Raw genomic sequence first — 13,468 nt, 5'->3', positions numbered from 1 at the left:
CCTAAAACCGCTAAAATATGAGTGAAAAAAATTGGAGGGAATTTTCGGCTGCCGAAACAGCAGACTTCGTGCAGCCTGTCTTAATTTCCTCCGCTTTTAAAAAGCTGATAGAAGAAGCTGAACCTGAAGATGCAAGGGCTTTGCGGCTTCAGGTTGAGCCTTCAGTCCATGAAAAAACAGCCTGTCCTTATGAAACATCTGATCCTCTCGGCGAGCAAAAATACTGCATCACACCCTATCTTGTTCACCAGTACGAAAACCGTGTGCTCCTTATAACGACGGGTAAATGCCTTTCATATTGCCGTTACTGTTTTAGACGCGGACTTACAGCTCGATCTCAAAACTACATTGGAGATAAAGAACTAAAAGAAGTTAAGGACTATATCAAACAGAATCCTCAGGTTACTGAAATCCTTGTCTCAGGCGGCGATCCGTTAAGCGGCGGCTTTGAAAAGCTCGAAAAAGTTTTAAAAGAATTACGCTCAATAAAAAAAGACCTTTTGATAAGGCTGTGTACCAGAGCCCCCATATTTGCCCCCGGTCTTTTTACGGAAAAACTTTTACACCTTTTGAAACAGGTGAGGCCTCTATGGCTCATTCTCCATATAAACCATCCTGCAGAGCTTGGAAAGGAGCAAAAAATGGCCTTAAGTTCCTGTATTGAAGCCGGTATACCCATTCAAAGCCAAACCGTTTTGCTAAAAGGCATAAATGATAACGAAAAAACGCTGGTTAAACTTTTTCACAGCCTTGCCTGCATGGGCATAAAACCCGGCTATCTTTTTCAGTTAGATCCCGCAGCCGGAACATCCCATTTCAGAGTTCCATTAAAAGAGGCTTTAGAACTTTGGGAAAGAGCGGAATCTAAGCTCTCAGGTCTATCCAGACCTAAATTTGTTGCTGATCTCCCAGGCGGAGGAGGAAAATTCCCCCTTTCTGCCCTTATTTATTCTAAAAAAATCATAGAACAAAAAGACGATTTTGGATTTACAGCCTTAGGTATAGACGGTGTTATACATAAGTATACATATTAATGTATACAAAAATATACATAGCGTTAACAAAAATTAATATTTCTAATTTAAAACATTCACAAATTTTAATAACTCCATTATTACATACTAAAAAACAGCCTATTTTAGCATACATTTTGCTTGTCATTTGTATGAGGTATACAATTATGACGGACAATTTGCTTTTACAATACATTAAAGACAGCAAAAAATATCCTCTTTTATCAGCCGAAAAAGAAGCAGAATTAGCCGATGAGGTAAAAAAAGGAAATGCACAGGCGATAGAAATTCTTGTTACATCCAACTTAAGGCTTGTAATCAAGATGGCAAAAAAATTCAGTTCAAATGAAACACAAATTATGGAACTTATCCAAGAAGGAAATATAGGTCTTATGAAGGCGGCTTCTAAATTTTCAAAATCTTTTAAAGTTAGATTTTCAAGTTATGCCGCTTGGTGGATTAAGCAATCGTTTTTGCGATACTTAAATTCGGCAGACAAGGTTATAAGGCTGCCGGTAAGAAAAGAAGCCTTAATGAATAAACTTAACCGGGAAGAAGAAAAATACAAAATAAATTACGGAATAACACCTTCTTATCAAAAGCTTGCGGAAATAACAAATGAAAGAACCGAGACTGTAGCTAAAATAAAATCTTTTAACTATACGGAAATATGCAGTTTAGATGAACCTATTGATGATGAAAACTCTTCAACTCTTTACGATCTTATTCCGTGCAATACCTATAATCCTGAACAAGAGGTTATAGATAAAGAATTCAAAGAACAATTAAATAAATGTTTGGAAATCCTTAATGACCGCGAAAAAGATGTTTTAAAAAACAGATACGGCCTTGACGGCATTATGACTTCGATTCCCTTTGCTGTTTTAGGAAAGAAATATGCCATTTCGGCAGAATCCATCCGCCAAACTCAGCTGAGAGCTTTAAGAAAATTAAGAGCCGACACAAATAAGATTAAAGCAATGGTTTCGGTCTAAGAGTCTTTCTTTCCCACCTGATTTTTTTTATAAAATATGGTACAATGGGGCTAGAGGTATAAATTATGAACATAGAACTTTTAGCTCCGGCAGGGAATACTGAGGCCCTTGATGCCGCCATAAACGAAGGTGCGGACGCCGTATATTTAGGCTTAAAAACTTTTAATGCGCGTATGCGCTCCTCCAATTTTGCATGGAGTCAATTTGAGGCAACCGTAGACAGCCTCCACAAAAGGAATAAAAAGGTCTATGTTACGGTAAATACGGTTTTAACCGAAGAAGAAACCGAAAAGATGTACCGCTTTTTAAAGTACCTTGACTCGGTTGGGCCTGACGGCATCATTGTTCAAGATTTGGGTGTCGTGCAAATGGCAAAAACCTACTTTCCGAAATTAAAGCTTCACGCCTCAACCCAAATGAATATAGCTTCTGCCAAGGCTGCGAATGCTTTGAGCCGTTTCGGAATATCGAGGGTTGTTTTAGCCCGGGAGCTTTCGTTAAAGGAAATCGAAGCAGTAAACTTAAACACATCCTGCGAGCTTGAAGTCTTTGTACACGGAGCTCTCTGTGTATGCCAATCAGGGCTTTGTATGTTTTCTTCATACCTCGGAGGAAAATCGGCAAACCGCGGAATGTGTTCCCAAGCATGCCGAAGATTGTATACGGCACACACGCCTCAAGGCGACAAAGAAGGCTATTATTTTTCTCCCCATGACTTGCAGTTAATCGACTATGTTCCCGATCTTATAAAGGCCGGCGTTTCTTCTTTTAAAATAGAAGGAAGAATGAAGAGTGCCGAATATGTGGGAACGGTAGTTTCGGCCTACCGCCATGTAATCGACAATTGGGAAAACAGCAAGAAAGAAGCTGTCGAAACAGGCCGCCGAATTTTGGCCGGAGACTTTGCCCGAAAAAAAACAAGCTTTTTATTTGTTTCTTCAAAGGCCGAAGAAATTTTAAACCCGAATCAGGCTGGCGGAACGGGGATTTTTTTAGGCACGATAGACAAAACCGCTCAATTTAAGATTAAAGAGGTTGAAGGGAAAACTAAAGAAGACCCGATGCGCAAGGTGCATTATGCACTTTTAAAAGGCGGCTCTTACACTCCGGATTTCGGAGATTCGATTAGACTTCATACAAAGGATGACCGCGGAAGAGAAAGCTGGAAAATTCAAGACATAAGGATCGAAAAATCGGCTTCAAAAAAAGGCGAGCCGGCCGAAGAAGTATGGATTCAGGTTCCTGCCGATTTTGGAATCGGAGACAGCGTTTACCTCTTACAGACCAAGAGCATGAGTAAGCGTTATGCACCTGTGCTGCCCAAAAGTTTAAGCCCCTTTAGAAAAAGACCGGGAGACGATAGGCTTCCCGAGCTTAAGCTCTACCCCGAAGGAAATCAGGCAGGAGGCATTAATGAGAATGTAAAGGCTGCCTCCAAAGGAAATCCTAAAGGCGATCCCAAAACAGGAACCAAAAATAAACAAGAAGACAAACGGGGTAAAAAGATTTTAAGTAAATCCAATATCGACATCTTCCCTGACGGCCTCTATGTGCAAGTATCTTCCATAAGCAGCCTCCACACCATTCTTTCCGATAGACCTGTACGGGTTATTGTCAATCTTAACGAGGATACAAAAGAGGCCTTAGCCGGTACGGGAAAAAACGATAAACCTCTTCCTTTTTCAAAACGGGAAATTTTTATTTCGCTGGATCCCTTTATGGGTCAAGCCGAAAGCGATGAGCTTGAGCTCTATCTTTTGAAACTAATCGAAAAAGGTTATAATCAATTTGTAGTAAACAATCCTGCTCATATCACAATGCTCAAAAATAAAAATTTAAACCTTGTTGCCGGTCCGTACCTTTACAGTTTTAACCGATGGGCCGTAAAATGGCTTCAAGAAAATAACATTTTGCAGTTTGTTTCCCCCATCGAGAACTCTCAAAAAAACCTTGAAGAAGTTTACGCTCCCGGTATGCGAAAGCAGGTTTTAATTCCGGTTTTTGCTTATCCGGCCCTATTTAGAATGAGATTTACGCTTCCAAAGGCTTATGATTTTTTATATTTTTCCGATAAACAAGGAGAGGCTTTCAAGACTTTTTCAACACCATCGTCTTCTTTTGTATTGCCTGAAAAACCGTTTTCGATAACTGACAGAATCGGAGCTCTCGAAAAGAAAGGTTTTGATAAATTCCTCCTTGATTTCTCTCATACTGAAATTGAAAGGACAGAATACAGACATATTGTAGGATCTTGCCGCAAGGGAACATTGCTGGAAGACACCTCAAGATTTAACTGGAAGGAAGGTTTTTACGATCCTGTAAAGATTGAAGCCCGAAAACAAAAGTAACTCTACGAATGTATCGAATGGAGGTTATATGTCGGAAAAACAAACTCGTTCTCAAACTGTCGCAGGCTCAGTTAAAAGCCGCTTCTACTCCATCGGGAGTAAGCTCCTGTTTTTTACGGTTATCTTACTGTTGGTGCAATACATAATCATTGCTTACAAGGATTGGCGAAGTTTAAAAAAATTCTCCGAAGACCAAATCAAAATGATGGGAGACCTAAAACATTCCGCCTTCACACATGAGCTTAATACCTATCAGCTTATGGGTCAAATATTACTGGATAATGTTGCAAAGGATGAGCAGATAATAAAGGCCTTTGCTGAAAGGGATAGAGAAACCCTTACCGAACTTACCCTGCCCATATTCAACGATATGAATAAAAAATATAGAGCCAAGCAATTTCATTTTCATACACCTCCTGCAATTTCATTTTTAAGAGTACAAAATCCAAAAAAGTTCGGAGATGATCTTGCTGCTTTTAGAAAAACAATCACAAAGGCAAATTCCGAAAAAAAAGAAATATACGGACTTGAGGTAGGAGTAAGCGATCTAGGCTTTCGGGTAGTAAAACCTCTTTTTGATGAGAATAAAAAGCACATAGGTTCTGTGGAGTATGGCGGAGCTGTAGACACAGAATTTATTTTAAGCTTTATATCGACATGCACCTCCGATGTTCTGGAAGGCGGATTAAACATAAGTGCATATGCAAAGACTCTGCAAAACACTTATAAGATAATGGGTTCTAATTTTGAAAATGACAATTCGGAAGATTCCGAATCCATTATGAACCAAATAAGTAATAAAGAAATGATGATAAAAATTGACGGAAACAATGCAGCCGCTTATTATCCCCTATATGATTTTTCAGGAGATATAATCGGATATTCAAAATTTGTATATTCTGTTGAAGCGATTCAAAGTAATCAAACAAATTTCTTTATCAAAACTACTGTTGTTTTACTCTTCATATTTATTCTATTCGTTGTAACAATTATAATTTTTACAAGATTATTTATTATAAGACCTGTTAATATGATTATCAAGTCGCTTAAAAATATATCCGAAGGAGATCTAAGAGTACAGATCCCATCAATGGGAAATGACGAAATAGGAAAATTGACAGGGTATTTTTCGGATACGATCGAAAAAATCAGTCACATGATAAAGACGGTTTTAATGCACTCTCAAGAAATGAAAGATGTAGGCGAAATTCTTGCACAAAATATTTCTGAAAGAGCAAGTGCTATCCATCAAATTACTCAAAATATTGAATCGGTAAAAGCTCAAGCGGTTAATCAAAGCGGCAGTGTTACAGAAACATCTGCGACAATTGAACAGGTTATAAGCCGGCTTGGAGAATTGGACAGCGATATTGAAGTACAAGCTTCAAGTATCGAGCAATCATCAGCCGCTGTAGAACAAATGGTTGCAAACATAGCTTCGGTTACAACCAATCTTGAAAAGAATAATACCCTTATTAAAACCGTATATGAACAAACAAAGAGCGGTAAAGAAGGGGCCCGCTCTGCAAATGATGTTGTCGCACAGATCGCATCTCTTTCGGCCTCTCTTCTTGAAACGAGTGAGATTATTCAAAACATTGCAAGCCAGACAAATCTTTTGGCTATGAATGCAGCAATCGAAGCTGCCCATGCAGGTGAGAGCGGAAAAGGATTTGCCGTTGTTGCAGACGAAATCAGAAAACTCTCTGAAGAATCAAATATGCAGGGTAAGCAGATCGGCGAAGTTATGAAAAAATCTACGCAGATTATCGAAAAACTTACAGTTGTCGGTGAAGAAGCTGAAAAATCCTTTATTAATGTTTACGAGCTGGTAAACCAAATTTCACAGCAAGAAGAACTTATGGTCTATGCTATGAAAGAACAAGAAAACGGAAGCAACGAGGTTCTGCACGCCATAAAAAACATAAATACAATTACGAGCGAGGTTAAGGCCAGATCGGTAGAAATGCTTTCGGGCGGTATTAAGGTTTCAGAAGAAATGCAAAAGCTTGATTCACTCACAAAAAATATTACCAACAGCATGAACGAGATGGCTGCGGCGGCATCTGCGATAAATGATTCGAGTAAGGAAGTCCACGATATATCTAAAAAGAATAAGGCCAGTATCGATCAGCTGTCTATAGAGGTTAATAAGTTTAAGGTATAATTGCACCCTAGTATAATTAAACCTGAATAATTAAAGCACCGGTTTTTCTGTCATGGAAGAACCGGTTTATTTTTTCATTTTCAATTTTTATAAGGGTGCCGTCTACATATTCTTTAAGCTTTGACCTTGCTCCTTTTTTTTCGGTTAAGAGTAAAAAGCCTTTTTCGGAACAGGCGTAACGGCCGATCTTTCCCTCGCCGAGTTTTATTATTTCTGAGCTGATGCGTGCGAGAAATTCTTTTTTAGAATCAGCATGATCTGCTCTGCCGGATTCAGACTCTTGTTTTAGTTTTTCGGCCCGGCAATATATAAACGACAGACTTGCCCGAGTTTTTTCGAGCTTTGCGGCTTCGGAAAGTTCAACAAGTTTTGAAGGAGCGTCATCCGCATAAAAAGAAAAATGGCACCATTTATCCGAGGCTATAGGATATTTTACATCGCTTTTTTCAAATGCTTTTTTCCCAGGGATAGGACAAATTTCTGAATGGGGACAGGGAGAAAGTATCCCGCATTTTTTTTCGATAAAGTTTTTGCGTAAGGCCGAAATGAATTCGCCTGCAAGAGGAATACCGGGCTCAATTACCAAAGCGGCACCGTCTTTTTGAAGATAGTGCAGGATGGTTTTTGCAGCTCTTTCAGCTTCGCCTTCAACCTTAATTGAAGAATCCCAAAATATTTCGTTAAACATATTTGCACTTACAAAAAGCTTTACCTTCTCTTTTAATGGAAGACCGAAGCTGCCGTTAAGTTTTGTTAGCTTCCAGTTTGAAACTTGCTCTATTCCGTGTTTACTTTGATTTGTAAAGTCAACAAGAGAATTAAATAAAGCCTCTCCTGCAGCCAAGGCCTTCCCCGAAATATCGGCACAATACCAATGAAGTTTTTTTGCACGCAGTTCAGGTTTGGCAATCCAAAAAGCACACATGAGGGTCATAGGCCCGCAGCCGAAGTCGGCAATTACATCTCCGTCCTTTAAATCAAAATCAAGATTGCCTATCAATTTTGAAATGCGTACCAAGTTCCACCACATATAGTGATAAATATAGGCCGTTAATTTTACGGGATTGTTTAGGTAATTTACTTTTCTGGAGCTCCTTTCATTTGTCAGCTCGTGGAAGAGGATGCGGATATCTTTAGGGATCGAAGCAGTTTGCTTTGAAGAAAGTTTAAGAGCATCTTTTATGATAAGGTCAAAGGAATTTAAAAGGCGATTTGTGTTCTCATCATTTTCTTTAAAAATATTTTTCCCCGTATTTTTTGTCTTGACAATTTTTATAGGAAATTCTTCTTGCTTGTTTTTCTTTTCGGTTCTTTTTTCTTTATTCGGATCTTCATCAATTTCTTTTTTCTTTTGATGATGAAATTTTGATTCATTCTTCTTTACAAATTTTTCGTAAAATGGTTTATTTTGTTCCGTCATTTTTTTCTTCCTGTATAATTTCGTAGATACTTAAAAGCTGATCCCTAAGCTCGGATATTTTTGCTGTAACCGAGCCTTGTGCTGAACTTTGATTTATTATCTCGGCAGCAGCACCTTCAACCGTGTACTTCTTTTTATTTATTAAATAGTCAAGCCGATAGATGATACCTAAATCGTGGGAGCTGTACAATCTTCTTCCGCCTAAGTCTTTTTTAGGCTGCAAGATAGGGACGTTCTCTTCCCAATATCTTAGAGTATGAGATTTTACTCCCGTAATTTTTTCAACCTCACCTATCGAAAAACCTTTCATTGCCAAAACCTTAAATTTAATTTTGTGATGTTTTGTCCTAAAGCCTTTCTTCCCAGCGCTTTCGGCTTCCCTTAACCTTTAACAAAATGGGAATCATTTCAAAACCCAAATCGCTTCTGATTTTATTTTGAATATAGCGCATATAGGACTCAGTTACATAATCGGGCCTGTTTGAAAACAATAAAAACTCAGGCGGGCGGGAACCGGTCTGTACAATGTACTTAAAGGTAAAGGCTGTTTGACGGCCTTGCGGAGGAGGAGCAGCCTGAAGCCAATCTTTTAAGGCAATGTTAAGGGCTGAGGTTTCTATTTTTTTATTTAGCTGCTCGAACATTTTGACGGCAGTATTTAAAAGATCCTTAATTCCCGTTCCCTCATTTGCCGAAATTGCAAGTACCGGAGCATAATCCATTTTGCCGAACATAACCTTTATGCGTTCTTCCTCATCCTTAAAGGCTTGCTTTGTTTGCTCCATCAAATCCCATTTGTTTAAAACAAAGATAACGCCCAGCCCCCGGTTGGTAGCCTGCACTATAATTTTTTTATCCTGCTCGGTTAAGCCTTCTTGAACATCTATCATGTGAAAAACTATGTCGGCATTGTCCATGCTTTTAATTGCACGCACTACGGAATAATACTCTATATTCTCATTCACCTTTGCCTTGCGCCTTATCCCTGCCGTATCCTGAATAACGAATTTTTTATTTTTATAAGAAAATTCGCCTTCAACAATATCGCGGGTGGTTCCTGCAACATTCGAAATTATCGAGGCAGAAGAATTTGTAAGATAATTTGCCAAGGTCGATTTTCCCGTATTGGGTTTACCCACAATAGTAATTCTTATTCTGTCATCTTCTTCAAACTCTTCTGCTTTGCTAAAGTCCAGCCCTTCTGTCAGTACTTCGGCCAAGTCTGAAATATTGTCGCCGTGTTCTGCACTTATGCAGGTCAAGGACTTAAAACCGTAAGAATAATAGTTACAAGCCTCTGCCATGAGCCTTCCGCCCTCGGTCTTGTTTACGGCAACAACCAGCTTATTAAAATAGGGGCGCAAAAATTGAATAAACTCTTCGTCCTCAGCAGTTGCAAGCCCTGCATCAAGAAGAAGTAAAATTCTATCGGCTTTTTTTAATGTAGAAATAGTTTTTTCCATAACAAGCTCGTCGATAGTATCTTCTGTCTTTTCCCCGCTCCTGGTCAGTTTAAAACCGCCCGTATCTACAAGAAGAACAGGAAGACCATTTACGATTGCCTGAGCTTCAACAGGATCGCGGGTTACACCGGGAGTCGGATCCGTGATCGAGCGGCGCTTTCTTAAAAAACGGTTAAACAATGTAGACTTCCCGACATTAGGGCGGCCTACAATGGCTATCAGGGGAATGTTCTTATATTTTTTTTGATGAGAAAATTCCGAAACTTCCGAACTCTCATTGTTTATATTTTCTTCATCAAAAAAATCGTCTTTATTTTTCGGCATAATATTTCTCCAATGTTTTTGTTACCTTTTCTTTTATTTGAGCTGCTGAGTTTAAAGTTTTAATTTCTTCGTATAGGGATTCCGCATCCTTGACATTTACAGACTGCATAAACTTTTGCATTTTTAAAATTTTTCCGGCAGGCATACTAAAATGCCTCAAGCCCATTCCCAAAAGCAAAAAGGCTGCATCTTCATGCGAGGCCATTTCGCCGCACATCGAAACCAAATGCCCTTCCTGTTCTTTTATAAACCTTTGTGCATCAATGACGTTTTTGATAAGGCGCAAAACAGCCGGTTCAAAATAATTTGCAAGATAGGCAACCTTAGTGTTTTCCCTGTCCGCTGCCATCGTGTATTGAATAAGATCATTTGTTCCGATAGAAAAGAAATCCAAATGCGGAGCATAGAGGTCGGCAGCTACAGCCGTCGAAGGAACTTCAACCATGATTCCGACATTGACCTTTTCAATTATTTTTTTTCCGGCAGCATTACATTCGAGTTTACATTCTTCAATTATTTTTTTAACTTCGATAATTTCTTCAATATTTGAAATCATAGGAATTAAAAGAAAAACGTTTCCGAATACTCCGGCTCTTAGGATAGCCTTGATTTGAGTTTTAAATACTTCTTTTCTGTCTATACAATAGCGGACTGCCCGCCAGCCGAGAAGAGGATTTTTTTCGCGTAAATGTTCTTGTTCATCAATCATCTTATCGGCACCCACATCAAAGGTGCGGATAATTACCGGCTTTTTGCCCATTGCCTCAACAACTTTTTTATAGGCTTCAAATTGGGTATCTTCATCGGGGATTTTTCCGTCCTCTAAAAATAAAAACTCGGAACGGAAAAGACCTATACCGTTCGATACGGTAACGAATTTATTTTCAATTTCTTCGGGGAAGGCAATGTTTGCATTTACCGAAACCTTAACTCCGTCCTTTGTCGTAATCGAAAGGCGTTCGGTATAGTTTTTTTGAGCTTCCAAAAGTTCCTTAATTTCAGCCTTTCTTTTTTCGATACGGGCCTCATATTCTTTTATGAGGGTCTTGGAAGGGTTAAACAAAACAAAGCCTCCGTCTGCATCGAGGGCTGCAGGCATATTTGTTCTGGCAAAATCCATACAGTCTTTTACGCCCACAAGCATGGGAATATCCCAAGCCCGGGCCATAATCGAAATATGGCTGGTAATGCCGCCTTCTTCCATGATTATACCGCTTACTCCCGCATTTTTGACCAAGAGGGCTTCAGAGGGCTTTATCAGTTTAGCTGCAATAATCGCGCCCTTGGGAACCTTCGTAAATCTTGAATCTCTCGGCCCCTGTTTGAGGAGATGGACAAAGACGGATTCAAAGGCATCCTGAATATCCACAGCTCTTGCACTCAGGTACTCATCCCCGGCTGATTTTAACATCGCAACGGTTTCGTCCAATTTTCTTTTTAAAACGGACTCGGCATTCATTCTTGTTTTTTCGATATCGGAAAAAACGGAATCCAAAAAGGCCGTATCCGACAGCATAAGAATGTGGGTAGAGATAATATCTTCGCCGGTCTTGTCGTTTTCGCTTTTTTCCCCATCCGAAGATGAGGAGATTAATTCGGAAAGCTCGTTTTTTGCCTTTTCGACGGCTCCGGCCAATCTTGATTTTTGCGGACCGATTTCATTTTCGGATATGGAATAAGACGGAATCACCGTTTCAGGCTGCTCCATCACACAATATAAGGGCCCGGCGGCTAAACCGTCGGAAGCTATGAGTCCGTTAAGTTTTTTCATACTATCCTTATTATAGTAGAAAATGAGGGGATTGGCAACTATTAGGGGACTATACCTAAAGGTACAAAAAAAAGTTATAATAAATGCGAAAGAATTTAAGAACGCCAAAGACAAAGAATTAAAATATTTTTTAGAATACCTTAAAACCGGTGAGGTAAAAAGCGAATTTACAAGGAGGATAGAAAAAATGATACAAACAGTAAAAAATAACGAACAAGCAAGGCAAGAATATAGATTGATGTCAACATTTGAGATGGATGCCAGGGATAAGGGGTTTTCGGAAGCTATAAAACAAACAGCTAAACTTATGAAAAAAAGAGGGTATCCGATGTCTGAAATTTTGATAATGACAGGGCTTTCCGAATCCGAAATAGAAAAACTGTAGTGTTAATAAGTCCGTCAGGTTTAACGATGAGCGCACCCTTCCTCTTAGACCTTTGTCAGTTTTAAGAATTTATGCTATAATACGGGTTAGAAAATTGGGAGAAACTTATGAATTATTTTTACTTGTTATTTTTGCTTCTTGTGTTTCCTTTATGGTTAGTATTAAGAGCTCTTACATTTAAACCTAAAAAATTAAATAAGATTATTATCGAAGATGTCGATATGGACTTTGACAAGGCTATAAGCCGTTTTGCGGGGATGATAAAGATTCCGACAGTGTCTCATGCCGATGTCAGCCTTGAAGACCCGGCCGTTTTTAGAAAATTCCAAGACTATCTTAACGAGGCCTACCCTCTTGTCACCAAAACCTGTCCGCGGCAAATCTTGGGGCCTAAGGGACTCCTCTATCATTGGAAAGGCAAGAGCTCCGAAAAGGCTTCGGTTTTTATGGCCCATTATGATGTAGTTCCCGTAAACAGGGAGGGCTGGAGCCGCGATCCCTTCGGGGCAGAAATTATAGATAATGTACTGTGGGGCCGAGGTACCTTGGACACTAAGTGCACCCTCTGCGGTGTAATGGAAGCTGCCGAGTATCTCCTTTCAAAGGGGTTTGTACCCGAGCACGATATCTATCTTTCGTTTTCGGGAGATGAGGAGCCTCACGGCCCAAGCTGTCCTGCAATAGTCGAAGAACTTAAAAAAGAAAACATAAAAGTAGACTTCGTTCTCGATGAAGGAGGGGCCGTAGTTGAAGGTGTCTTCCCCGGCATCAAAGAAAGGTTTGCCGTAATAGGTATAGGAGAAAAGGGACAGATGGATGCGGAGCTTTCTATGGAAAGTAAGGGCGGGCACGCTTCAACACCTCCGCGGCACACAATTGTCGGGGAGCTTTCTAAGGCAGTTTGCAATATCGAAAATAATCCCCTCCCCATGCATATAACGCCGCCCGTTTCGGCCATGTTCGATGTACTGGGCCGTCATGCAGGCCTTGGAATGAGGCTGGTCTTTGCAAACCTAAAAGTTTTCTATCCCTTATTTAATCTGCTTACCAAAAAAACGGGCGGGGAATTAAACGCAATGCTCCGCACTACAACGGCCGTAACAAAGATGTCCGGCTCCGATGCCTTTAATGTTATTCCGCCTAAGGCGAGCATAGGAATCAATATCCGCTATTTGGCCGAAGACGGAAGAGAGAATATTGTTTCTCATTTTAAAAGAGTAATAAAAAATGAAGACATAAAGATAGAGGTAAAATATGATGAGGAACCCAGCCGCTATTCAAAAATAGATTGCCCCGAATTTGAACTTTTAAGCGATGCAATCAGGCAAACTTGGGAAAATGCTCTTGTAACGCCGTATCTTATGATGGCCTGCTCTGATTCCCGCCATTACTCAAGAATATCGGACAAGGTATACCGTTTTTCTGCGATGCACCTAACAAAAGAAGAAAGAGGGTTGATTCACGGCAATGATGAAAGAATACGCTTGGACGAGTTTAAACGTACCCTCGCCTTTTTTGTACGCATAATGAATAAATTTTAACTTGACTGTAGACAAAAATAGTGTTATCTTTTATTTATGCA

General features: G+C 39.7%; 9 protein-coding genes and 1 pseudogene. 6 read left to right on the top strand and 4 right to left on the bottom strand.

Annotated features, from left to right (window positions below; genetic code table 11):
* Nucleotides 1-17 precede the first annotated feature (17 nt).
* The 4 genes from E4O00_RS13390 to E4O00_RS13375 all read left to right on the top strand — a co-directional run bounded on the left by E4O00_RS13390 (nt 18) and on the right by E4O00_RS13375 (nt 6,523).
* The gene (locus E4O00_RS13390) at nt 18-1,034 is read left to right on the top strand and encodes a KamA family radical SAM protein (RefSeq protein ID WP_253677845.1); all 1,017 of its coding nucleotides are present in this window, start codon (nt 18-20) and stop codon (nt 1,032-1,034) included.
* Between the two features lie 146 nt (nt 1,035-1,180).
* Nucleotides 1,181-2,008 carry a sigma-70 family RNA polymerase sigma factor gene (locus E4O00_RS13385; RefSeq protein ID WP_253677844.1) on the top strand — a complete coding sequence of 276 codons (828 nt, stop codon included), beginning with the start codon at nt 1,181-1,183 and terminating at the stop codon, nt 2,006-2,008.
* Between the two features lie 65 nt (nt 2,009-2,073).
* Nucleotides 2,074-4,356 (top strand): peptidase U32 family protein, encoded by a 2,283-nt coding sequence (locus E4O00_RS13380; RefSeq protein WP_253677843.1) that lies wholly within the window; start codon nt 2,074-2,076, stop codon nt 4,354-4,356.
* 28 nt (nt 4,357-4,384) lie between these two features.
* Nucleotides 4,385-6,523 (top strand): cache domain-containing protein, encoded by a 2,139-nt coding sequence (locus E4O00_RS13375; RefSeq protein ID WP_253677842.1) that lies wholly within the window; start codon nt 4,385-4,387, stop codon nt 6,521-6,523.
* A 16-nt stretch (nt 6,524-6,539) separates the two neighbouring features.
* Here E4O00_RS13375 and E4O00_RS13370 read toward each other — a convergent pair whose 3' ends face one another.
* Genes E4O00_RS13370 through ptsP form a run of 4 tightly spaced genes read right to left on the bottom strand, consistent with a single transcriptional unit; the run spans nt 6,540 to nt 11,501 of the window.
* Nucleotides 6,540-7,943 (bottom strand): small ribosomal subunit Rsm22 family protein, encoded by a 1,404-nt coding sequence (locus E4O00_RS13370; protein ID WP_253677841.1) that lies wholly within the window; start codon nt 7,941-7,943, stop codon nt 6,540-6,542.
* Entirely contained in the window at nt 7,927-8,253 is a 327-nt protein-coding gene (locus E4O00_RS13365) for a MerR family transcriptional regulator (RefSeq protein ID WP_253677840.1), read from the bottom strand. The genes E4O00_RS13370 and E4O00_RS13365 overlap by 17 nt, the downstream gene beginning before the upstream one ends.
* Before the next feature lie 37 nt (nt 8,254-8,290).
* Nucleotides 8,291-9,730 carry a ribosome biogenesis GTPase Der gene (gene der / locus E4O00_RS13360; RefSeq protein WP_253677839.1) on the bottom strand — a complete coding sequence of 480 codons (1,440 nt, stop codon included), beginning with the start codon at nt 9,728-9,730 and terminating at the stop codon, nt 8,291-8,293.
* Nucleotides 9,717-11,501, bottom strand: a complete 1,785-nt coding sequence (gene ptsP, locus E4O00_RS13355; RefSeq protein WP_253677838.1) for a phosphoenolpyruvate--protein phosphotransferase — start codon at nt 11,499-11,501, stop codon at nt 9,717-9,719. The genes der and ptsP overlap by 14 nt, the downstream gene beginning before the upstream one ends.
* A 67-nt stretch (nt 11,502-11,568) precedes the next feature.
* Between ptsP and E4O00_RS13350 the strand changes: the two are divergent.
* A pseudogene (locus E4O00_RS13350) lies at nt 11,569-11,886 on the top strand (hypothetical protein); the annotation flags it as partial.
* A 107-nt stretch (nt 11,887-11,993) separates the two neighbouring features.
* Nucleotides 11,994-13,427, top strand: coding sequence for a M20 family peptidase (locus E4O00_RS13345; RefSeq protein ID WP_253677836.1), 1,434 nt, complete (start codon nt 11,994-11,996; stop codon nt 13,425-13,427).
* Nucleotides 13,428-13,468 lie beyond the last annotated feature (41 nt).

The sequence above is a fragment of the Treponema sp. OMZ 788 genome, from assembly GCF_024181245.1.
Classification (GTDB): Bacteria; Spirochaetota; Spirochaetia; order Treponematales; family Treponemataceae; genus Treponema_B.
This window is presented reverse-complemented; position numbering and strand designations above follow the sequence as displayed.

What these genes read in the sequence shown, in the direction of transcription:
- E4O00_RS13345 (WP_253677836.1), top strand. Translation starts at nt 11,994, where the DNA reads ATGAATTATTTTTACTTGTTATTTTTGCTTCTTGTGTTTCCTTTATGG.
- E4O00_RS13365 (WP_253677840.1), bottom strand. Translation starts at nt 8,253, where the DNA reads ATGAAAGGTTTTTCGATAGGTGAGGTTGAAAAAATTACGGGAGTAAAA.
- E4O00_RS13385 (WP_253677844.1), top strand. Translation starts at nt 1,181, where the DNA reads ATGACGGACAATTTGCTTTTACAATACATTAAAGACAGCAAAAAATAT.
- E4O00_RS13380 (WP_253677843.1), top strand. Translation starts at nt 2,074, where the DNA reads ATGAACATAGAACTTTTAGCTCCGGCAGGGAATACTGAGGCCCTTGAT.
- E4O00_RS13375 (WP_253677842.1), top strand. Translation starts at nt 4,385, where the DNA reads ATGTCGGAAAAACAAACTCGTTCTCAAACTGTCGCAGGCTCAGTTAAA.
- der (WP_253677839.1), bottom strand. Translation starts at nt 9,730, where the DNA reads ATGCCGAAAAATAAAGACGATTTTTTTGATGAAGAAAATATAAACAAT.
- E4O00_RS13370 (WP_253677841.1), bottom strand. Translation starts at nt 7,943, where the DNA reads ATGACGGAACAAAATAAACCATTTTACGAAAAATTTGTAAAGAAGAAT.
- ptsP (WP_253677838.1), bottom strand. Translation starts at nt 11,501, where the DNA reads ATGAAAAAACTTAACGGACTCATAGCTTCCGACGGTTTAGCCGCCGGG.
- E4O00_RS13390 (WP_253677845.1), top strand. Translation starts at nt 18, where the DNA reads ATGAGTGAAAAAAATTGGAGGGAATTTTCGGCTGCCGAAACAGCAGAC.